We start from the raw sequence: 20,303 nt of genomic DNA on the forward strand, positions 1-20,303 counted from the left end.
TGCTGCTCGACGGAGACACTCGCGCCCTGCCTCGGTCGGTGTCGACCATCTACGTCTACTTCGGTTGTGTGCTGTTTCATGACATTGCTTACACGGTAGGTCTCCAACGACAACTGCAGTGCCGGCCTGAGACGGTTGCGCAGGCGGTGGCATTCGATGGGCCGTCGACCCTCGTCCACTGTCAGTGCAGAACGGGTGAGGGAGGGATCTGATGGGTGATCTCGCTTGTTCCCCTCGCTCTTCGTTTCACCGCTTTTGGGCGGCCGCGGCGATCAGTTCGTTCGGTTCGGCGGCGACCGCGGCTGCGATGCCCGTTCTGGTAGTCCAAGTACTCGGTGCGACACCGTTCGAGGTCGGCGTCGTCAGCGCCGCTCAGTTCGTGCCATACGCGGCGCTCGGACTCATCGCAGGCGTCTACGCCGATCGGTGGCGTCGTAAACCCATTCTCGTGTGGGCAAGCATCGGGCGTGCGCTCTCCCTGGGCGCAGTCCCGGCGCTATGGCTCACGGGAGTACTGCAGATCTGGACGTTGGTCATCGCATTGTTGTCGTTCGGCGCTTTCTCGGTTTTCGGGTTCGCGGCAACCCAGTCGCTGCTTCCTCGCCTCGTACCCCGAGCGGGACTGGTCACGGCCAATGCGCGCCTCGATCAAACAGACGCCGCCGCTACGACTCTCGGACCGGCAATCGGCGGCGGAATCGTCGGTCTGTTCGGAGCCCCCATGACGGTCGCTCTCGACGCGATCAGCTACGTCGTCGATGCCGCACTCATCGCGAGCATCCTGGTCGACGAGCCCCGACCCAAGGCTCGCGCTCGCAATCTTCGTGCGGAGATCCGCGACGGCCTGCGGTGGACCTATCGCCATCGCACGCTCGGCCCACTGGCGGTGTCGACGCATGTCTGGTTTCTCGCCAATGGCGTTGCTATGACGGTACTTTCACTGCTCGCCTTGCGATCGCTCGGATTCACTGCTTATATGTTCGGGGCATTGCTGGCGGTCTTCGGAGTCACCAGCCTGGTCGGCGCGTCGATCGCACCCTGGTGCGGTGGTTGGATCGGATCCCGACGGGTGATCATCGCCGCGCGTGTGGCGTACCCGATCACCTGGCTTCTCGTGGCCGTCGCCCCTGCCACCGACGTCGGCGCTGCTCTACTATTTGTCGCGCTGGCTCTACAAGGACTCGCCGCCGGCACGGAGAACTCCAATGAGATGGGCTTTTGGCAGGCGCTCACGCCCGACGAGCTTCTTGGCCGAGTGAACGCCACCCGGCGTTCGATCAATCGAACAACAGCCGCGCTCGGCGCACTCATTGCAGGGCTCCTCGCCGGGCACATCGGGAATCGCCTTACGCTCGTCTGTACCGTCTTTGTCTTCGTGGTCGCCGCACTCGCCGCAGCACTATCGCCTCCAGGAGACGCACCCCGCGCTGTTGATGACCGTAGGCACAGCGGCTTGCACAAAGAAACACCGGGCCATCAGGTGAAGCGGTAGGACTGACCGCGACGCGCGTGTAAACCAACATGGTGAAACACCACAGCTAGACTTCGCCGGAACCCACCGCGAATCCCGGCCCCGCACACCGAATTCCCGTGGGTTCCCGCTGAAAGTCCTTCAGTCAGCGTGGACCCACCGGAGACCGCCGAGCAGTACGACCAGATGGTCAAGTACGCCACCGCGATCCGCACCGGCGCCGCCTCCACCGAGGCGATCCTGCGCCGGTTCATGAAGGCCAACTCCACGCAACCGACCTATCAGACGATGATCGAACTCGGCCGCGCCCAGAAGACCGTCTTTCCGGCCAGCTACTTGCGCTCCCGGTTGCTGCAACGGGAGATCAACTGCGGCTTGAACGTGGTCGAGGCATGGAACGGCATCTTCTACGGCAAGAACTCCGAAATCGCGTCGAATCGCCGCGACGAACAGGAGATGAGTGTGGTGTGTCTGCGGATCTGCCAGGCCGCTCTCGTCTATGTGAACGTCCTGATGATCTAGGACATCCTCGACGACCCCGACTGCCCGGTCGAACTCACCGCAGAGGACGAACGGGGCCTGCCCCCGCTGTTCTGGTCGCACGTGCTCCCGTACGGCGAGGTCACGCTGAACATGAACAGTCGCCTGGCACTCGGCAGATAGGGCTCGCGGTGTACCGCCTTCCGTCTCGAAACCACGGTTTCGAGACGGAAGGCACTTTCACGCAGTGCAACCGGAAGTCCTGTCGATGTTCGAAGGCTCGTTCAGCGATGTTCGGAGTGGTCGGCAGCAACGGCTAGTTGCTTGGGCAGGCAGCGTCCACTGCGGAGGTGACAGGTCGGGCGAACTGTCCGTGGCCATGACAGAGTCCCCGCTGGTGGTCGCCGGTAGGTCGCCGCTGGCGGCCAGGTAGAAGTCCCCATTCCCTTGCTCGTCGTGTCATGCCCGGAGCTCGTGGCCTGGGCAGTGACGGTGATAGCGCCAACTGTCATCCGTCACTACCCAGGGAGTTCCATTGAAGTCTGCGAGGGAGCGAATGGATATCATTTCCGCCTATCGAGAGGTCGGAACCTATCGTGGGGCCGCTGAGTTGTGCGGCACTACGCACAAGACTGTGAAACGGGTCATCGAGCGTGTCGAGTCCGGCGGTCGGCCGCCGGAGCGGGCGCCGCGGCCCCGCAATTACGATTCAGTGCGCGAGCTGGTCGCCGAGCGGGTCGAGAAGTCGAAGGGCCGGATCTCGGCCAAGCGACTACTCCCGGCGGCGCGGACCGCCGGTTACGAGGGGTCGCCGCGGAATTTCCGTCGGCTGGTTGCCGAACAGAAAGCGTTGTGGCGCAAGGATAATCATCGGGGTCGTCGGCCCGCGGTGTGGTCGCCGGGTGAGTATCTGGTGATCGACTGGGCGCAGGTCGCGCCCGGGTTGCAGTTGTTCTGCGCGGTGCTGGCGTTCTCGCGGTGGCGGTTCACCGCGTTCGCCGCCGATCAAAAGCAGTCCACGACGCTGGCCTTGATCGCCGAAGCGTTTGCCGCGATCGGCGGGATCCCCGCCAGGGTGCTGGCCGACCGGATGGGCTGCTTGAAGGGCGGGGTCGTCGCGAACGTGGTCGTCCCGACCGCCGAATATGTTCGGTTCGCAACACATTACGGATTCTCACCAGATTGGTGCCATGCCAACGATCCGCAGTCCAAAGGCATCGTGGAGAACTTATGCGGCTATGCCCAGCGGGATCTGGCGGTCCCGCTGCTGACCGAGGCCGCGATGACCGGGCGGGCGGTGACCTTGGCCGAGGCCAACGCAGCGGCGAAAACCTGGTGCGCGGAGGTGAACTCGCTGATGCATTCGGAGATCTGCGCGATCCCGGACGAACGCCTGGCCCTCGAGCGGGAGTTGTTGGGGCCGTTGCCGTCACTGCGGCTCGAGATCGGCGCACCAGCGGTGACCCGCACCGTCGACCGGCTCTCGTGTGTTCGTTACGGGTCGGCCCGCTACTCGGTGCCGACCCGGCTGATCGGCGAAAAAGTCGCGATCATCATCGATGTCGGTGCCCTGCTGGTGCTCGAACCGGCCACCGGGGTGATCGTGGCCGAGCACGAACTCGTCGCACCCGGTGAAGCATCGATCCTCGATGACCACTACGACGGGCCCCGCCCGGCGCCCAGCCGCGGGCCGCGTCCGAAAACCACTGCCGAGCAACAGTTCTGCGCGCTCGGTGAAGACGCCGAAGCGTTTCTCGTCGGCGCGGCCGCGATCGGCAACACCCGCCTGGGGCAGGAGTTGGAGATTCTGCTCGCGCTCGGCGCCGCCCACGGCGAGCCGGTATTGGTGGCAGCGTTGCGGCGGGCGGTGGCGTTCGGCCGCTTCCGCGCCGCCGACGTCCGCTCCATCCTCGCCGCCGGCACCGGCACCCCGCAGCCCCGCCCGGCCGGTGACGCACTGGTGCTGGACCTGCCCACCGCACCGACCCGCTCCCTCGACGCCTACAAAATCACCCGCGACGGGAGCGCTTCATGACCACGACTCGATCGAAAACTGCTGCCCCGAAATCGATCCCGGAACTGCCAGCCGATCTCGATGCTGGGCTGCGGCGGTTGAAACTGGCCGCGGTCCGCCGCACCGCACCGGAAGTTCTGCAGGTCGCCAAGACTCAGCGGTGGACCCCGGAAGAGGTGCTACGCACCCTCATCGAGGCCGAGTTGGCCGCCCGCGACGCCTCCAACGCCCGCAACCGGCTCAGAGCCGCCGCGTTCCCCGTCACCAAGACCCTCGACAGCTTCGACGTCGCCGCCTCGTCCATCCCACAGGCCAGCTTCGACTACCTGTCGAGCCTGGAATGGGTTCGCGCACAACACAATCTCGCGCTGATCGGGCCACCGGGCACAGGCAAGAGCCACACCCTGATCGGACTCGGCCACACCGCCATCGCCGCCGGGCACAAAGTCCGCTACTTCACCGCCTCCGACCTGATCGACACCCTCTACCGCGGACTGGCTGACAACACCGTCGGCAAAATCATCGATACCCTGCTACGCGCGGACCTGGTGATACTCGACGAAATCGGGTTCGCACCCCTGGACGACACCGGCACCCAACTGCTGTTCCGGCTCGTCGCGGCCGCCTACGAACGCCGCTCACTGGCCATCGCGTCACACTGGCCATTCGAGCAATGGGGCCGGTTCCTACCCGAACACACCACCGCCGCCAGCATCCTCGACCGACTCCTGCACCACGCCACCGTCATCATCACCGACGGCGACTCCTACCGCATGAAACACCGCGACAAGCGAGGTGAACGCCCCTGAACTAACCACCCCACCCCCGACAAGGGGGTGGGGACTTCACCCCTGGCCACCAGCGGCGACCCACAAATGGCCATTGACACGAACGCACGCTCATGTAGCCGGCAGCAACGGCTAGTTGCTTGGGCAGGCAGCGTCCACTGCGGAGGTGACAGGTCGGGCGAACGCACGCTCATGTAGCCGGCAGGACTTTTCTGCGACGGTTGTGGAGATCGTTGCGAGGTCGCTACTCAGCGCGACGCACATACAACTGCTGAGTGATTCGTGCAACGAGAACGCCTGCATTGGAGATGATTTCAGTGGTATGTGTGGTGATCGACTTGCTGCCATCGTCGGTAGCGGCACGGATCTTCGCTACCGCATCGAGCGGGAGCGACATGGTGGCGGTCACCGATTCGCGACCAGGTGCGATGAACTCCATGCTCGCGCCGCTGGTCCAGATACGATAGCCGGCTCCGAGCTGACCACCTGCCATGATCCCGAAAAACGGATCGGTCATCGCGTACAACGTGCCACCGAAGGCTGCCTGGTTCGGGTTGCGGTTCCATCGGCGAATTCGATGCGTGACCTCTACGCGCGTCCAGTCGTCCGCGATATGGGCGACACGGATGCCGGAACCCAAGAATGGCGGGTACATGCTGATCATCCGACGGAGCACCTGTGGGCTGGGCTGCGACCGCGTGCCTGCTCGCCCAGCGGTGAGATCGGACGGGCGCGGCGCTTCGGGCTTGGACATTGGTGGATCCCTTCTACAGTTTCGTCTCGATGGCTGGCCCAGTCGTTTCCAACGCCGCACCCCGCGGGCAACTCATTCCCATCCCGAATTGAGGACGTTCGGCCCGCCTTTGGGTGTCGGCCGCGGTCAATCCAGCGCCAGGCAGACCGGATGTCTGACCAGTCGATAGGGAAGCGTGTCCGTCACTGGCCGGTTGAGTTCTAGAGCGGCAGTAGGTGGTGTTTGCGGGGGCCGTGCTGGATGTCTTTGTCGCGGAGCAGGCGCAGCGCTTTGCGGATCTCCAGTCGGGTATGGGCCGGTTCGATAACCGCGTCGATGTAGCCGCGTTGGGCGGCGGTCCACGGGATGGCCATGGTGGCGTTGTAGAAGTCGATCAGCTGCTGGCGCAGGGCCGGCCGCTCGCTGTCCGGGACGGCTGCGAGTTGGCGGCGCTGGGTCAGGCTTACGGCAGCTTCGGCGCCCATGACGGCGATGCGCGCCGTGGGCCAGGCGAGGTTGATGTCGCCGCCAAGTTGCTTGGATCCCATGACGGCGTAGGCGCCACCGTAGGCTTTGCGCACGATGACGGTGACGATCGGCACGGTGGCTTCGGTGACGGCGTAGAAGAATCGGCCGCCGCGTTTGATGACGCCGATCTTTTCCTCTTCGACGCCGGGCAGGACACCCGGTGTGTCGACAACGAAGACCAGAGGCAGTCCGAATGCGTCGCAGAGCCGGATGAAGTGCGCCGCCTTGTCCGAACAACGGGCATCGATCGCCCCACTGGCCACCAGTGGCTGGTTGGCAACCACACCGATGCTGCGGCCGTCGACCCGCGCGAAGCCGGTGATCAGATTGCGAGCGGCGGCATCGCCGACTTCGTGGAAATCGCCGTCGTCGAAGATCCTTGCCAGGATGTCGTACATGTCGTATCCGGCCCGGTCGGAATCGGGAATGATCGTATTCAATTCCCGGTCGCTGTCGGTGAGGGCGGGCTCAATGCCCGGATTCACGATCGGTGGCTGGTCAAAGCAGCTGGACGGCATGAAGCCCAGATAGTTGCGCGCCCAAGCGAATGCCGCGCGTTCGTCGGCGGCGACGTGGTGGATGTTTCCGTTCTGGGCTTGGTTGAACGCGCCACCGAGCTCTTCGAGGGTGACCTCTTCACCGGTGGTCTCACGAATGATGTCGGGGCCGGTGACGAACATGTAGGCGGATTCGGTCGCTATCAGCACATCGGTGTTGATCGGTGAATAGACCGCCCCCGCAGCACATTTGCCCAGCATCAACGACACCTGTGGGACCAGACCGGACATGCGTAGCTGCCGCCGGCTCAGGGCCGCGTACCACGCGAGCGAGGTCGCCGTGTCCTGTACCCAGGCACCACCAGAATCGTTGATCGCGACGAACGGGCACCCGACATCGGCCGCCAAGTCCATTGCTGCGGCAACCTTCCGCCCGAACATCTCCCCGATCGATCCGCCGTACACCGTCTGATCGTGCGAAATCACCACTACCGCACGCCCATCGACCGTGCCCCGCCCGGTGACCACGCCGTCACCGTAGAGGGCATCAGCACGTCCCGGTTGCCTCACGAGCGCACCGACTTCGATGAAACTACCTGGGTCCAAGAGCATTTCGATGCGCTCGCGCGGGCTGGGAATGTTCTTCGCGGCGCGTTTGGCGATTCCCGCCGCCCCTGTCGGCTCACGCGCTGCTGTCAGATTCTTTTGCAGCAGAGCATGTTTCGCGCCAGTCGTCTCCATAGATGAGTCCTCCCTCGAACCGGGGCTGCCGGTTTCATCTTCAGGAGCCGACACTAGCTGGAATAGACGAGTACACAACTATGTGCACTGCAATAGACTCAGAGGTCATGTCGTCTACAGCAATGCACCGCGGTGCAACGAGCTACCAGGCGCGGGCCGGCCGTGCACTCGAAGAACACACCAGGGCGATGATCGTCGCCGCCGCCGAGCACGTGATGATGGACAGAATCACCACACCCCGTCCGGGCAGTTCGATCGAACGGCTCACGCTCGCCGATGTGTGCGGCAGTGCCCGTGGATACATTCGACGCGACGGCACCGAGGGCCCGATCCCGAAGGCCACCATGTGGAAACACTTCAGAACCTTCGAAGCACTTGCCGCCGCGGTTATCGAGAACCTGACAGCCGACAATCGGCCGGTCCCAGAGCAGATCGCAGCGCTCGCCGCGCGAGGCGAACACGCCGGCACTCGGGGTGACGGGGTCGATGCGCAACGATTGGAGGCGCGGTTCTCCGCCCGGCATTACGACATCGCTCGTCTGGAAGAACAGTTCGACCACGCATCGACCCGCAATGAGCGCTCCGACATGCTGTTCTGGGCGGCCGAGCTGGCCGAACGCCACCTGCAACAACGGCGCCGCGGGGATCAGCAACCGGTAGTCGCGGCCCGTGACTGGGCGCGCCGCGGGATCGCCCTGGTCGATCCGGCAGCGCGCCTGGACTGCATGATGGGGATCCGCTCCACCCGCGCAGCGGCAGCCGCCGAAATGGCCCTGTGCAGGAAACCCGACTACGAGCCCACCGGGCTGAGCCGGATCCGGTCCATCAAAGAAACCGAGATGACATTCGCCGACGCCCTCGGCTGGCAGTTGCACCACGAACTGGCGCGATTCCACGCCGAACACGCCCGCGCCCTCGGCGAAGAAGATCCTGACCGCGAAATGCGAGCGCATCACCTGATCGCCACCGCGCTGATCGAGCTGTGCGGCCCCACCCCGAGGATCGCCCGGGAGCCGCAAGACACCCTACGGGCAAACGAACTCGCCGATGTCATCGTCGGACTGCACCGAATCCACATGGCCTATGCAACCCATCCCGAACACCAGCAGCTGTGCGCCACGATCTTCGGCGACAACATAGATAACTGGACGCGAAAGTTGTTGGCCTGCTTCCCCGCAACCACCACAGAACGCCACCGCCACGAAGGCAACATCCGAGCCCTACTGCGCCTCGATGATTTCACCCGCCGGTTCAACCGGCCCGACCCTACCGCCGAATTCGACCGCATCGTTTCGGCCGTAGAAAACTACGAACAGGCAGCGATCGACCTACTCCGAACCGCTGAATACGGCACCTTCCGAGACATCCTGGTTGCGCGCTACCTGACAGCGAAAGCGCAATCCCTCACCCAGCTCGACGGAATGGCGAACGAGCCCGCCGAGCGCACAGACGCCGACCGAACCGACCACTCCCTTGTTCATCCTCACCCAGCGGCACTGATCCAAGCCGCCATTCAGTTCTACGACCACACTGCCGCCGCAAGCCCACGCGGCGCCAGCGGCATTCTCCGCACGTTGGCCGCCAACGCCAGCGCCGACCTGAAACGCGTAAACCCGTCGCGAAGCGCAACCAGCACCGCACCCGCGCCACCCATCAGCGAATTCGACACCATCGCCAAAACGATCAACGACCTCGTGCTGATCACCATCAGCCGTCGAAACCGCTTCACCGACAACGAAATCGAACATCTCATCGACATGATCGACCCCATGTACTACTACATCACCTCTGGCCGCAACTGAACAACCAACACAGACGCTCGAACCCGTTTTGCGCATGCTGCATCGAGCGGGTCAGCTCCGCACACATGCTGGCAATAGTGAGCTGCAAGGCCGCTGATCACGCGGTGTGTTGGGTCGAAAACGTGCGTTTTCGACCCAGAATCGGCTGCTGCCGGTACTCGCCGGAATCCCCAGGTCGGCGACCTCCCGATCCGGGACACAATCCGTGTGCGGAATCTATGGGACGCAACGTGGCTTTGTCGGCCCTTTATGGGACAGTTCCGGGCATGGCTCGGTTCGGGTATGCACGGGTCTCCACGCGCGGACAGAAAGACGACTCCCAGATCGACGCACTCAACGCCGCAGGGTGCGAGCAGATCTGGGTGGACAAGGCTTCGGGCAAACTCGCACGCCGCCCGGAATGGGATAAGTGCTTCGACCATCTGCGGCGCGGCGACGAACTGGTAATCACTCGGCTGTCGCGGCCGTCCCTGGTCGGTGCGGCACATGACCGAACTCGCCGCCGCACTCGACGAACGCGGAATCGGCCTGATCGTGCTCGAACAAGGCATCGACACCACCACCCCCGCCGGACGATTCCTGTTCCACGTCCTCGCTGCCATGGACGAGATGACCGCCGACCTGATCAGCGAAGGCACCCGCGAAGGTTTGGAATCTGCGCGGGCCCGCGGGCGCGTCGGTGGCCGGCCTCGAGCCTGACCCACTTACAGGTCCTCGAGGCGCGGGAGATGTACGACAAACGCGACCAGCGCGGCAAGCGCAAGTACACCGTCGCCCAGATCGGTGGGACCTTCGGCGTCTCGCGTAAAACGATCTACCGTCACCTCGACCGCGACACTGCGAACCGACACTGGCGACTCGCGGCTGGTGACACGATCCTTACCGGCACCCCAACCAGGTGATCAGCACGCCGGATGGCGATCGACCATATCGGTGCGATTCAGGCGCAGCACGCGCATTCGTGCCCAGCAGCGGGTCGCTCACACCGAGAGCCATGGGGGATGGGCAGCAGATCAGCAATCCGGTCAGCAGCACCGCCGACAGGTGCGTGCAGAGCAAAGTCTGCTTCGAGTCGGCAACCGCTGAGGCGGAACCGAGTTCGTGCCCGGTACGACGCTGCGCCCACGACAGCACCGGCATGATCGCCAGGCTCACCGCTGCCAGCCCGATACCGACCGGCGAATGCCGAGCCTCGCCGCCAACTCTCACCAGGGACAGGATCGAATCGATGCTGACATAGGCGGCCAGCGCGAAGAAGGCCCGTGACCAACGATCTTGGGAAAACTGGCGTTCAGCTCAGGCAGTCACGGGCCGCCGTGCGGAACGCGGCCACCAGTCGGCTGCGGTCCGCAGCCCGGGTTGCCACGACGACGTGGCTCGGTTCGACGCCGTGCAGCGGGATGGTGGTGAGGTCGGGTCGGGTGCCGCCGGTGTGCAGGGCGGCCGGGATGATTGCCACGGCCTGCCCGGCGGCTATGCATTCGAGCTTGTCCTCGATGGTCTCGACCGGGGGTCCGTCGGGTGCGGGGCGGCCTCCCGGCCGCGGGTCGATGCGCCAGTACGCGTCCCATTCCGGATCCGGGAAGCGGGGGATCGGCTCGTGCTCGATGTCGTCGAGCGTAACCGACTCCTTGCCCGCCAGCCGGTGCCCGACCGGTACGAGCAGCATCTTCGGCTCGTCGTGGAGGATCGTGACGTGCAGGCCGTCGGTGTGCAGCGGCAGCCGGGTGATGGCCGCGTCGATCCGCCAGTTGAGCAGGGCCTCGCGCGGCTCGTTCCAATCTAGGTGCAACGTGCGTACGTCGGCGTCGGGGTGTTTGTGCCGCACGTTCTGCACCGCCGGGGTGACGATCAGGCCCGCGGTGTAGCCGATGGTGATCCGGGTTGGCTGCGCGGCGGCCCGGGCGGTGGCCGCGGCCTGATGGGACGACCGCAACAAGGCTCGTGCGTGGGGGAGGAAGGCTTCTCCCGCTTCGGAGAGCTGTGTACCTTGCCGCGTACGGTCGAGAAGCCGCGCACCCACCTGGGCCTCGAGCTGGCTGATCTGTCGGCTCAGCGACGGCTGCGCGATGCGCAGCTCGGCCGCGGCTCGGCCGTAATGCAGGTGTGACGCGACGACGGTGAAGTAGCGCACCAACCGGAGGTCGAGGTCCGTCATGCCTGAATCGTATTACGTGTTCCGGAATAGATCTTTGATGACCGAGGGTGTACGTCCCTAGCGTGAGATCCATGCCAACGAACAATGAGATCGCGGTCCGGCGCTTCTACGAGGCCCTCTCCACCGGTGACACCGCGCTGGTCGACGAGGCCCTCGCCGCGAAGTGGGAGGCCGTCCCGCCCTTGCGCACCGGGGGCGGACCGGAGGGCTGGAAGGCGAGCATCGCTCACCTTCGCGGCGTGTTCAGCGACCTGACCATCGAGATCGAGGACGTCGTCGTGAACGGGGACATGGTCGCGGTGCGGGCGGTCAACCGCGCGAAGCAGACAGGGGAACTGCTCGGCGTCGAGGGCACCGGCCGCGAGGTCGAGTTCCGGGCGGCCGACTTCCACCGGGTGGTCGACGGCCGCATCGTGCAGACCTGGCACCTGGAGGACTACTTCGCGATCGCCACCCAGATCGGATTGGAGTTCACCCGTGGCGCTTGACGGAAAGACGGCCCTGGTGACCGGGGCGGCTCGCGGCATCGGGTACGCATACTGCCAGCGGCTCGCCGCGGACGGCGCGAACGTGGTCGCTGTCGACATCGACGACCCGGCGGAGGCCGTGACGGAACTGACGGGCGGTGGGGACAAGCTGGGGCTGGTGTGCGACATCAGCGAGCCGTCGCAGGTCGACGCCGTAGTGGGCACGGTCCTCGACCGGTACGGGCGCTGCGACATCCTGGTCAACAACGCCGGCATCTTCCCCTTCACCGATCTCGACCACGTGACGGTCGAGTTGTGGCGCAGGGTGCAGGCGGTCAACGTCGAGGCGATCCTGCTCCTCGCCCAGGCGTTCGCGCCGGGGATGCGGGCCGCCGGGTGGGGGCGCATCGTCAACACCGGCTCGGGCATCACCATGACGCAGAACCGCGACCTCGCGTACCTGACCAGCAAGGGCACCGTGCACGCGCTGACCCGGGCGCTCGCCAACGAGCTCGGCGACTGCGGCATCACGGTCAACGCGATCGCGCCCGGCCTGGTGGCGACGCAGGGCTTCCTGGGCCGCGTCAGGACGGACGGCCCGACTGCCGACGAGGTGTTCGCCCGCATGACTGCCATGCAGACCATCAAGCGCCGGTCGATCCCGGCGGATCTCGGCAACGCCCTCAGCTTCCTGGTCTCGGACGACGCCGACTTCATCACCGGCCAGATCCTGCACGTCGACGGCGGCGTGACACGAACGGGGGCCTGACCGTGCTCGACGCGATCGCCGATCGTTTCAGCACCTCGCCGCGCTCGCCTGTGCCGCACTCCCCGCCCGAGCACGGGCTGGACTTCGAGGAGGTCACGTACCCCTCCGAGGACGGGACGCCGCTCGAAGGCTGGTTCGTGCCGGCCCCCGGGCTCCGACCGGATCGTGATCGTCAACCATCCGCGGTTCTTCAGTCGCTCGGGGCTGCCGTCGCATCGGGAGCCTAGTCGGCGGCCGGGTCGATGCGCCACAGCTTCTGGTCGGGCAGATCGGCCAGCTCTGGCCGTTCTGAAATACGTGCCCGATTGATTCGGCGCGATCTCCTGCCAAGCTGTTCGCCGCCGAAACCTGCGACAAGGTCGTCGACCGCTGCCTGCAACTCTTCGGCGGCTACGGCTGCATGATGGAGTACCCGACCGCCAATATGTACACCGGCTCCCGCGTGAACCGCATCTACGGCGGCACCAGCGAAATCATGAAGGAAATCATCTCCCGCTCGCTCTGAGACGGCAGGTCATGCCAGGTCGGAGGCGATGATCTTTTCGATATTGCGTTCCGCGAGGCCGGTAATGGTCAGGAAGGGGTTGACGCCGGTGCTGCCGGGAATCAGCGAACCGTCGATGACGTACAGACCGGAGTATCCGTTGAGCCTGCCGTAGTTATCGGTGGCCTGTCCGAGCAGGCAGCCGCCGAGGGGGTGGTACACGAAGTCGTCGCCCCAGATCTTGTAGACGCCGAACAGATCGGTCCGATAGATCGTGCCCGCCTTGGAATTGATGGCGTCGAATACTCGTTTCGCCGCATCTATCGAGGGCTGGGTGTAGGACGCCTGCCAGGACAGGTCCACCCCGCCGGTGGACGAGTTGTAGGTGAACCGAGCGCGGTTGGGGTTCTTGGTGATCGCCAGATAGAGATTCACGCCGTTCTCGGTATTCGTTGGGAACGGGGCGATTTCGGCGAACACCGGACCATTGGCATCGGCCCAGTTGTCGACGCCCATACACGGAATCGCCGATTGCAATGCCCCGGTCAAATCCAGCCCGGCCCGGCCAACCATCACATTGCCATTGTTGCCCCAGCCCGCGCCGACCGCATCGGCCAGGTTCGGCAGCTTGCCCAGCGCTTTCATCGTCACCAGCAGCTTGCTGGTACCGACGCTGCCTGCCGCGAAGAACACCTTATCCGCGGTGACGGTCTTGGTCGCCACCGTATTGCCGAGCACATCCATCTGCGTGATGACCACCGTGTAGCCGCTCGCGGCCGGTGCCACGCTGGTGACCTTGTGCAGTGGGGAGATGCTCAGTTTGCCGGTCGCGGCGGCCACCGCCAGATAGGTCTTGTCCAGTGAGCGCTTTCCGAAGTTATTGCCATAGATCACCTCACCGCCCAGCGCCGAGCGCGTGACGATATTCGCCTGCTCCTTCTGCATATAACTGAAGTCGTAGACATTCGGCACGAATGTCGTTGCGTAGCCGGCGTTGTTGGCGGTCTTTCGACTGACCCTCGCGTATTTGTAGCATTCGGCGGACTCGAACCACGCCGGGTCGACATTGTTGACCCCGAGTGCGGCCTGAGCCCGGGGAAAGTAGGTGGAGTACATCGCCGACGCGTCCACCGATGGCAGAATCTGTTGGAAGTAGTCCTGTTTCGGCAGCGGAGCCATGCCGCCGTTGACCAGCGAGCCACCGCCCACGCCGCGGCCCTGATACACCCGCGTCGTCGCGAAATGCTCCGAGTCGAGCACACCGGCGTCGCTCGGGCTGATGTCTCGGTTGATATCCGCACCGACGAAATAGCCGATCGGCTGATCGGTCCTGGTCCGGAACCAGTACGACCGCTCGTCCGGATCGATCATGGTGCAGAAGACTTTTCCGTCCGACCCGGGCGTGGTCCAGTTCTGCCCCATCTCGATCATCGCGACCTGTTTGCCCGCCTGACACAAGCGCAGTGCCGCGACCGCTCCGCCGTAGCCGCTTCCGATAATCAGATTCGGTACGTGATCCCCATTGCCGATGGGTGCCGCCGACGCCTTCGCGGTCCACGCGGCCGGACCCAGTGCCATTGCTCCGGCCGCAATTGCAGTGCCCGCCAAGAATTTCCGGCGGGTCATCCCTTGGCGAACGCCGGTGTTGGCCGAGGGGCGTCGGTCGTACATGAGCGAAACCTTCCGATATGAGGCGCAGGAGAGCGCCCCGAGTCGGCAGACTGTAACAGGTTCTAGTTGGGCGTCGAGGCGAATCGCATCGTTGATGTGTCACGATGGCGAGCGGGTTGTCCTGCCCGAGCCGAAATGGCAATAGTGCTGGCCCACAACCTATTTCGAAGAGAACGCCGAATCCTGCCGTTCGTGCGGAGGTGCGTGCCGCGAGAACAACAGCCACCGCGCCCAGATTGCCACCCCAAAAGTCCGCAATTTATCGAAACGACAAGGCGCAGGCTAGGTTCCGAGATCGAAGCGAATACCGGAGCGCAGCGCCGCGGTGGCGGACAGTCCGAACATGTGGTGGAAGGTTTCGCTGAAGTGCGATGGGGTGGCGAAACCGGCGTCGGTGGCGCATCGCGTGAGATCGCGGCCGGTGGCGGCGTCGCGGATCGCGTGCATGACGCGGGTCCACCGCTGATATCCGCGGAACGTGGTGCCGGACTGCTGGCTGAACAGCCGGAGGAAATGGGTGGTGGACAGGCCCAGGTCAGCGGCGATGGTTTCGGCCCGGAATGTGCGATTCGGGTCCTGGCGGATCGCGGCGGCGACCGACTCGATCCGCTGATCGGCGGCCGGTGCCCGGCCGGTGACGGCCTGCGCGAAGATTCGGTCCGGATCCACATCCTCGTCACGGCACAGGTCGATGAGCTCCTGTTCGCGCCGGTGGCCGAGACCGTACGGCCCGGCGGTCGCCGTCATCTCCTCCGCGATGCCGGTGGCGGGCGCACCCGCGGGGTCGACGAACAGCAGCAGGATCCACTTCTCGGGGGCGACGACGCGGTGCACCGCGCGAGCGGGGGCGAACGAGCTGCCGGTGCGGATATCCCCGTGCGCGGCGGACTCCAGGACGAATGGCTCGTCGAGACCGACGCTGAGCACCGCGACCGAGGGTGAATGCAGGTCCACGCCGAGTTCTGGCCCGATATAGCCGACATGACCCGGCCGCACCCACACCAGCGGCGACTTTGTCGTACCGCATATTTCCGAAAGCGCACCCACGGTCACAACTGCCAGGGTATCGCCATACCGCCAGCAAGGCGGCGGTCGACCAGAGCACCACTACCAGCCGGAGGGCACATCATGCGAGGCAAAGTTCCACTGCGGGTTCGAATTCTCACCGCGCTATCGACCGAACCGGACTGGGATTCGATCACTCCGGATGCGGTCATCGAATTGCGCGAAGCGCAGTTCCGCAAGCGCCGCTCCGCGATCGGTCGGCTCGCCACCGGCAAGCCCGATCGGGGCGCGACCATCACCACACCCGTCCTCGATCTGCCCGAGCGGCGGCTGGGCATTCGCGTGTACCGGCCCGAGCGCGCGGGCACGGACCTGCCGCTGATCGTCGCATTCCACGGCGGCGGATTCATCGGTGGCGCACCGGATCAGGACGACTGGCTGCTCAGTCACCTGGCGGTCAACTGCCCGGCCGTGGTCATCTCGGTCGACTACCGGCTGGCGCCCGAGCACCCGGTGCCCGCACCCATCGAGGATGCCTACGAGTCCGTGTCCCACCTACTCGAACTGGCTCCCGTGTGGGGAGCCGATCCGACTCGGCTCGCCCTGCTCGGCGCCAGTGCGGGTGCCACGCTCGCGGCGCTCACCGCGATCAAGGCGAAGGAACTCGGGCTGCCGGTGCGCGCCCAGGTGCTGATCAACCCGCAGCTCGACTGGACCGCCCGCGTCTTCGAGTACCCCTCGTTCACCGAGAACGCCGACAGCCCGACCGCCACCCCGGCCAATTGCCGTGCCGTGCAACGCATTGCGTTACCCGCATCGTTCGACGCCCGGGCGATTTCACCGATCGAGAGCGACGACCTCGCACGACTCGCTCCGGCCCTCATCCAGTCCGCGGGTCTGGACACGCTGGAAGACCAGGCTCCGGCCTACGCCGAGCGGCTGCGAAAGGCGGGCGTCGAGGTGACGCTGACCCGCTACCCGGAAGCGGTGCACGCCTTCCTGAGCATGCCGGGCCTGGTGCCCGCGGCCCGGCCCGCACGCACCGAGATCCTGGCTCACTTGCGCAGCCACTTGCTGGAGCGCTCTGGCGCAGCGGCGCGATAGGGCGCGGCGGGACGGGATAGCGATGACCACCACACACCTTGCCCAAGCGAGGGGCCATTCCACATCACCACCGGATGCCGATTCCGCAGCGGGACAGAGCCTGGCGGGGCTGCTGCGACCCTACGTACGGAGTTTCGCGGCCGTTGTCATCCTGCAGGTGATCGGCGCTATCGCGGGTCTGGCGCCGTTGCTGGCAGTGGTCGAATTGGGTCGAACCCTGTTGTCGCCCAACCAGATCGATCACGATCATGTCCGGGTCGTCGTGATCGCGGGTGCGGTCGGCTTGTTCATCCGACTGGTCTGCACAGCCGCGTCATCGGGAATCGGGCATATTCTCGACGGCCGAGTACAACTCTCGTTTCGCCGAAAACTGGCCGAGCGGCTGGGGCGGGTGCCGATCGGCTGGTTGTCCCAGCGCCGGACCGGCGAGCTGGCAAAGGTGGTGGGGGAGGACGTGGGTGCTGTACACCCGTTCATCGCCCACACCCCCGGCGAACTCGTCTCTGCATTCGTGGTGCCACTGGTATCGCTGATCTACTTGTTCACCGTCGACTGGCGGCTCACGCTGATCACGCTGATACCGGTGGTGCTGGCAATGGCGCTGGTCCCCCTGATGATGACCCCGCTCCGGCAGCGCGAGCAGACGGAATTCGATGCGGCCATGGGGCGGATTTCGGATTCGGCCATCGAGTTTGTGCAGGGTATCTCGGTGGTCAAGGCGTTCGGCGGATCCGGGCGCGCCCATCGCAAATTCCGCACGGCCGCAGATGATTTCGTCAACAGCTTCTATCAGTGGGTGCACGGTGTCTCCGGGATCGCCGCGGGAATGCAGCTGGCGCTGTCACCGCCGTTCGTGCTGCTGGTCGTGCTGATCGGCGGTGCGGCGCTGATCACGTCGGGCGGCATGGCACCCGCCGACTTGCTGCCCTTCCTACTGCTCGGCCTGGGCCTGACGGCTCCGGTCGCGGCTCTGGGCCACGGCTTCGACGATATGCAAGCCGCCGGACGCGCGGTCGGCCGGATCCGAGACGTACTCGAGGTGCCGTCGCTCCCCGAACCCGCGAAACCGGTTGCGCCACAAGGCCACCGGGTGGAGCTGCGTGACGTTCGATTCGGCTACGACGCCGATCACGAGGTGCTGCGCGGGATCGATCTAGTGCTCGAACCGGGGACGGTCACCGCGGTCGTCGGACCGTCGGGAAGCGGAAAATCCACGTTGGTTCAGCTGTTGCCGCGGTTCTTCGACCCGACTCACGGTTCGGTCGCGCTGGGCGGTGTCGATCTGCGCGAGCTCGGCAGCCGCGAGCTGTACCAGATGGTCTCCTTCGTCTTCCAGGACGTTCGCCTGTTGCGCGCATCGGTCGCGGACAATATCGCGCTGGCGGTACCGCATGCCGACCTCGACGACGTGGTTCGCGCCGCCCGGCTGGCCAATATTCATGACCGAATCCTCGAGTTGCCGCGCGGGTACGAAACGGTGATCAATGCAGAGGCCGGACTCTCCGGTGGCGAGGCACAGCGGATCGCCATCGCACGCGCCCTGCTCGCCGACACCCCCGTTCTGGTGCTCGACGAGGCGACCGCCTTCGCCGATCCGCAGACCGAACTGGCTGTGCGCCAAGCCCTTTCGACACTGGCGCGGGATCGAACAATTCTGGTCATCGCCCATCGCCTGGAGACCGTCGCCGACGCCGATACCGTCGTGATGCTGGAGAACGGGTCGATCGTCGAGCGCGGCAGGCCCGCCGAATTGCTCGCACAGAACGGAAGATTCGCCGCGTTCTGGCAATCCCATCGATCGGCTATCGCCGACGAGATCGAAACCCCGCTGGCATAGCGCAAGGAGACGAGCCCCGATGATTCGAATGCTGCTACGCGTGCTGGGACACGAGTACGCCAGGCCGGTGCGTCGCACCGTAGCCCTGATGACCACAACCGCGATAGCCGAGGGTTTGTCCTACGCACTGCTGGTTCCGGTGCTGCGGGAACTGTTCGGGAGCAGTCCCGGAGATGCACGGCCCTGGCTGATCGCGTTCGGTACCGCGGTCGCGGTCTACGGGGCGCTGCGCTATCGCAGCGATCTGTCCGGTTTCCGCGTCGGGACAACGCTATTGCGCGGTATGTACCACCGTCTCGGCGATCATCTGGCCCGATTGCCCATCGGCTGGTACAGCGCAGACCGTGTGGGGGAGGTGTCCGTGCTGGCCAGCCGTGGCGTCCTACAGGCGATGAGCGTTATCGCGCATCTGCTCGCACCGTTCATCTGCGCCTGTGTGACCCCTTTGACGATCGTCGTCGTGATGCTCGCCTTCAATTGGCAGATGGGGCTGGCCGCCTTGGTCGCCGCACCGATCGTGGCGGCGATCCAGATCTGGACCAGACGCTCGACAGCCACCACCGATGCGCAGCATGCCGAGCGTGACCATGAGGCCACCGGGCGAGTCGTCGAATATCTCCAGGCCCAGCCGGTGCTGCGCGCGGGCGGTCGGACCGTCGAACGCTTCCGGTTGCTCGACGACTCGCTGCAGGACCTCCAGCGCGCGTCCCGCCGTTCCACCCTGTCGGCGCTGCCCGGCGTATTGGGTTTGACGCTCACGGTGCAGACAGTGTTCACCGTATTGCTGTTCCTGGGCGCCTACCTCGCGCTCAGCGGAAGCATCGGCGCGGCAGAGGTTTTGACGATCCTGGTGCTGGCAGCGCGCTGTGCGGATCCGCTGCTGTCACTGTCGGCTATCGGCGGCAAACTGCGCGGCGCACGTTCCGTGCTCGCCGGACTCGACACGGTCTTGCGCACCGATCCGCTGCCGGAGGCTCTCGATCCGATCCGGCCGGTCGGCCATGACCTGGAGTTCGAGTCCGTCGCATTCGAGCACGGCGGCCGCACGGTGATCGACGATGTGTCATTGTCCGTGCCAGCGGGCCAGCGGCTCGCCATTGTCGGACCGTCGGGTGCGGGTAAGAGCACATTGCTGCAGTTGCTCGCGCGGTTCTATGACGTGAACGCGGGCGCGGTGCGGGTTGGTGGTGTCGACGTGCGCGCGATCGACACGAAGGTATTGATGGCGCAGATCGCCATTGTCTTCCAGGATGTCTATCTCTTCGACGGCACGATCGAGGAGAACGTACGCCTCGGCCGTCCCGACGCAAGCGTTGCCGAGGTGCGGGCGGCGGCGACGGCGGCGCGGTTGGACCAGGTGATCGAGCGATTGCCCGGAGGATGGGCGACCAACGTTGGCGAGGGCGGCGCACTGCTGTCCGGTGGTGAGCGCCAACGCATTTCGATCGCACGAGCATTGCTGAAGAACGCGCCCATCGTATTGCTGGACGAGGTGACCTCCGCACTGGACCCGGTGAACGAAGCCGCCGTCCACGAAGGCATCGAACGCCTCATGGCGGGCCGAACGGTGGTGCTGGTCGCGCATCGGCTGCGGACCATCCAACGCGCCGATCGCATCATCTTTGTGGACAATGGCCGAATCGTGGAGCAAGGCAGCCACGACGAACTGCTGCGCCGCAATGGCCGCTACGCTGCCTTCTGGAATCTTTCCCTGACAGCAGCGGTGTGACTGTTCGCTCCCGAAATTCGCGGGC

17 protein-coding genes and 3 pseudogenes are annotated in these 20,303 nt (G+C 65.2%); 14 read left to right on the top strand and 6 right to left on the bottom strand.

What is annotated here, in order from left to right; translation table 11 throughout:
- Nucleotides 1–211: 211 nt before the first annotated feature.
- The 4 genes from ACQP0C_RS20535 (at nt 212) to istB (ending at nt 4,774) form a co-directional block, all read left to right on the top strand.
- Entirely contained in the window at nt 212–1,492 is a 1,281-nt protein-coding gene (locus ACQP0C_RS20535; protein ID WP_433722098.1) for an MFS transporter, read from the top strand.
- Nucleotides 1,493–1,621: 129 nt separating this feature from the next.
- Complete coding sequence (locus ACQP0C_RS20540) at nt 1,622–1,993, top strand: Tn3 family transposase (protein ID WP_433722100.1); 372 nt, start codon at nt 1,622–1,624, stop codon at nt 1,991–1,993.
- Nucleotides 1,994–2,486: 493 nt separating this feature from the next.
- Nucleotides 2,487–3,986, top strand: a complete 1,500-nt coding sequence (gene istA, locus ACQP0C_RS20545; protein ID WP_433722101.1) for an IS21 family transposase — start codon at nt 2,487–2,489, stop codon at nt 3,984–3,986.
- Entirely contained in the window at nt 3,983–4,774 is a 792-nt protein-coding gene (istB, locus tag ACQP0C_RS20550; protein ID WP_433722103.1) for an IS21-like element helper ATPase IstB, read from the top strand. Before istA ends, istB begins: the two co-directional genes overlap by 4 nt.
- A 223-nt stretch (nt 4,775–4,997) precedes the next feature.
- Here istB and ACQP0C_RS20555 read toward each other — a convergent pair whose 3' ends face one another.
- Nucleotides 4,998–5,417 (bottom strand): DUF4442 domain-containing protein, encoded by a 420-nt coding sequence (locus ACQP0C_RS20555; RefSeq protein ID WP_433722105.1) that lies wholly within the window; start codon nt 5,415–5,417, stop codon nt 4,998–5,000.
- A gap of 290 nt (nt 5,418–5,707) precedes the next feature.
- Nucleotides 5,708–7,252: an acyl-CoA carboxylase subunit beta gene (locus ACQP0C_RS20560; protein ID WP_433722107.1), complete on the bottom strand. Its 1,545-nt coding sequence runs from the start codon at nt 7,250–7,252 to the stop codon at nt 5,708–5,710.
- Between the two features lie 107 nt (nt 7,253–7,359).
- On the opposite strand from ACQP0C_RS20560, the gene ACQP0C_RS20565 reads away from it, so the two are divergent.
- The 4 genes and pseudogenes from ACQP0C_RS20565 to ACQP0C_RS20580 all read left to right on the top strand — a co-directional run bounded on the left by ACQP0C_RS20565 (nt 7,360) and on the right by ACQP0C_RS20580 (nt 9,956).
- Nucleotides 7,360–9,054, top strand: coding sequence for a hypothetical protein (locus ACQP0C_RS20565; RefSeq protein WP_433722109.1), 1,695 nt, complete (start codon nt 7,360–7,362; stop codon nt 9,052–9,054).
- Between the two features lie 266 nt (nt 9,055–9,320).
- Nucleotides 9,321–9,506: pseudogene (locus ACQP0C_RS20570) on the top strand (recombinase family protein); the annotation flags it as partial.
- A gap of 34 nt (nt 9,507–9,540) precedes the next feature.
- The gene (locus ACQP0C_RS20575; protein ID WP_433722111.1) at nt 9,541–9,753 is read left to right on the top strand and encodes a recombinase family protein; all 213 of its coding nucleotides are present in this window, start codon (nt 9,541–9,543) and stop codon (nt 9,751–9,753) included.
- 29 nt (nt 9,754–9,782) lie between these two features.
- Nucleotides 9,783–9,956, top strand: coding sequence for a hypothetical protein (locus ACQP0C_RS20580; RefSeq protein ID WP_433734832.1), 174 nt, complete (start codon nt 9,783–9,785; stop codon nt 9,954–9,956).
- Here ACQP0C_RS20580 and ACQP0C_RS20585 read toward each other — a convergent pair.
- Nucleotides 9,934–10,314: pseudogene (locus ACQP0C_RS20585) on the bottom strand (cation transporter); the annotation flags it as partial. The gene ACQP0C_RS20580 and the pseudogene ACQP0C_RS20585 overlap by 23 nt on opposite strands.
- 31 nt (nt 10,315–10,345) lie before the next feature.
- Nucleotides 10,346–11,212 carry a LysR family transcriptional regulator gene (locus tag ACQP0C_RS20590; protein ID WP_433722113.1) on the bottom strand — a complete coding sequence of 289 codons (867 nt, stop codon included), beginning with the start codon at nt 11,210–11,212 and terminating at the stop codon, nt 10,346–10,348.
- A gap of 71 nt (nt 11,213–11,283) precedes the next feature.
- On the opposite strand from ACQP0C_RS20590, the gene ACQP0C_RS20595 reads away from it, so the two are divergent.
- From ACQP0C_RS20595 to ACQP0C_RS20605, 3 genes and pseudogenes are all read left to right on the top strand, one after another.
- Complete coding sequence (locus ACQP0C_RS20595; protein ID WP_433722115.1) at nt 11,284–11,700, top strand: ester cyclase; 417 nt, start codon at nt 11,284–11,286, stop codon at nt 11,698–11,700.
- Nucleotides 11,690–12,448 carry an SDR family NAD(P)-dependent oxidoreductase gene (locus tag ACQP0C_RS20600; RefSeq protein WP_433722117.1) on the top strand — a complete coding sequence of 253 codons (759 nt, stop codon included), beginning with the start codon at nt 11,690–11,692 and terminating at the stop codon, nt 12,446–12,448. The genes ACQP0C_RS20595 and ACQP0C_RS20600 overlap by 11 nt, the downstream gene beginning before the upstream one ends.
- A 319-nt stretch (nt 12,449–12,767) precedes the next feature.
- Nucleotides 12,768–12,953, top strand: a pseudogene (locus ACQP0C_RS20605) (acyl-CoA dehydrogenase family protein); the annotation flags it as partial.
- Between the two features lie 9 nt (nt 12,954–12,962).
- Here ACQP0C_RS20605 and ACQP0C_RS20610 read toward each other — a convergent pair.
- Nucleotides 12,963–14,603, bottom strand: coding sequence for a GMC oxidoreductase (locus tag ACQP0C_RS20610; RefSeq protein WP_433722119.1), 1,641 nt, complete (start codon nt 14,601–14,603; stop codon nt 12,963–12,965).
- Nucleotides 14,604–14,885: 282 nt separating this feature from the next.
- Entirely contained in the window at nt 14,886–15,656 is a 771-nt protein-coding gene (locus tag ACQP0C_RS20615) for a helix-turn-helix domain-containing protein (protein WP_433722121.1), read from the bottom strand.
- A 75-nt stretch (nt 15,657–15,731) separates the two neighbouring features.
- Between ACQP0C_RS20615 and ACQP0C_RS20620 the strand changes: the two genes are divergently transcribed.
- The 3 genes from ACQP0C_RS20620 to ACQP0C_RS20630 are packed head-to-tail and all read left to right on the top strand — an operon-like array spanning nt 15,732 to nt 20,278.
- Nucleotides 15,732–16,712, top strand: a complete 981-nt coding sequence (locus tag ACQP0C_RS20620) for an alpha/beta hydrolase (protein ID WP_433722123.1) — start codon at nt 15,732–15,734, stop codon at nt 16,710–16,712.
- Between the two features lie 22 nt (nt 16,713–16,734).
- Nucleotides 16,735–18,549, top strand: a complete 1,815-nt coding sequence (locus tag ACQP0C_RS20625; protein ID WP_433722124.1) for an ABC transporter ATP-binding protein — start codon at nt 16,735–16,737, stop codon at nt 18,547–18,549.
- Nucleotides 18,550–18,568: 19 nt separating this feature from the next.
- Nucleotides 18,569–20,278, top strand: coding sequence for an ABC transporter ATP-binding protein (locus ACQP0C_RS20630; protein ID WP_433722126.1), 1,710 nt, complete (start codon nt 18,569–18,571; stop codon nt 20,276–20,278).
- Nucleotides 20,279–20,303 lie beyond the last annotated feature (25 nt).

The organism is Nocardia sp. CA-129566, assembly GCF_050956075.1.
GTDB lineage: Bacteria > Actinomycetota > Actinomycetes > Mycobacteriales > Mycobacteriaceae > Nocardia.

What these genes read in the sequence shown, in the direction of transcription:
- ACQP0C_RS20555 (WP_433722105.1), bottom strand. Translation starts at nt 5,417, where the DNA reads ATGATCAGCATGTACCCGCCATTCTTGGGTTCCGGCATCCGTGTCGCC.
- ACQP0C_RS20565 (WP_433722109.1), top strand. Translation starts at nt 7,360, where the DNA reads ATGTCGTCTACAGCAATGCACCGCGGTGCAACGAGCTACCAGGCGCGG.
- ACQP0C_RS20575 (WP_433722111.1), top strand. Translation starts at nt 9,541, where the DNA reads ATGACCGAACTCGCCGCCGCACTCGACGAACGCGGAATCGGCCTGATC.
- ACQP0C_RS20535 (WP_433722098.1), top strand. Translation starts at nt 212, where the DNA reads ATGGGTGATCTCGCTTGTTCCCCTCGCTCTTCGTTTCACCGCTTTTGG.
- ACQP0C_RS20590 (WP_433722113.1), bottom strand. Translation starts at nt 11,212, where the DNA reads ATGACGGACCTCGACCTCCGGTTGGTGCGCTACTTCACCGTCGTCGCG.
- ACQP0C_RS20610 (WP_433722119.1), bottom strand. Translation starts at nt 14,603, where the DNA reads ATGTACGACCGACGCCCCTCGGCCAACACCGGCGTTCGCCAAGGGATG.
- istB (WP_433722103.1), top strand. Translation starts at nt 3,983, where the DNA reads ATGACCACGACTCGATCGAAAACTGCTGCCCCGAAATCGATCCCGGAA.
- ACQP0C_RS20595 (WP_433722115.1), top strand. Translation starts at nt 11,284, where the DNA reads ATGCCAACGAACAATGAGATCGCGGTCCGGCGCTTCTACGAGGCCCTC.
- ACQP0C_RS20560 (WP_433722107.1), bottom strand. Translation starts at nt 7,252, where the DNA reads ATGGAGACGACTGGCGCGAAACATGCTCTGCTGCAAAAGAATCTGACA.
- ACQP0C_RS20580 (WP_433734832.1), top strand. Translation starts at nt 9,783, where the DNA reads ATGTACGACAAACGCGACCAGCGCGGCAAGCGCAAGTACACCGTCGCC.
- ACQP0C_RS20630 (WP_433722126.1), top strand. Translation starts at nt 18,569, where the DNA reads ATGATTCGAATGCTGCTACGCGTGCTGGGACACGAGTACGCCAGGCCG.
- ACQP0C_RS20625 (WP_433722124.1), top strand. Translation starts at nt 16,735, where the DNA reads ATGACCACCACACACCTTGCCCAAGCGAGGGGCCATTCCACATCACCA.
- ACQP0C_RS20620 (WP_433722123.1), top strand. Translation starts at nt 15,732, where the DNA reads ATGCGAGGCAAAGTTCCACTGCGGGTTCGAATTCTCACCGCGCTATCG.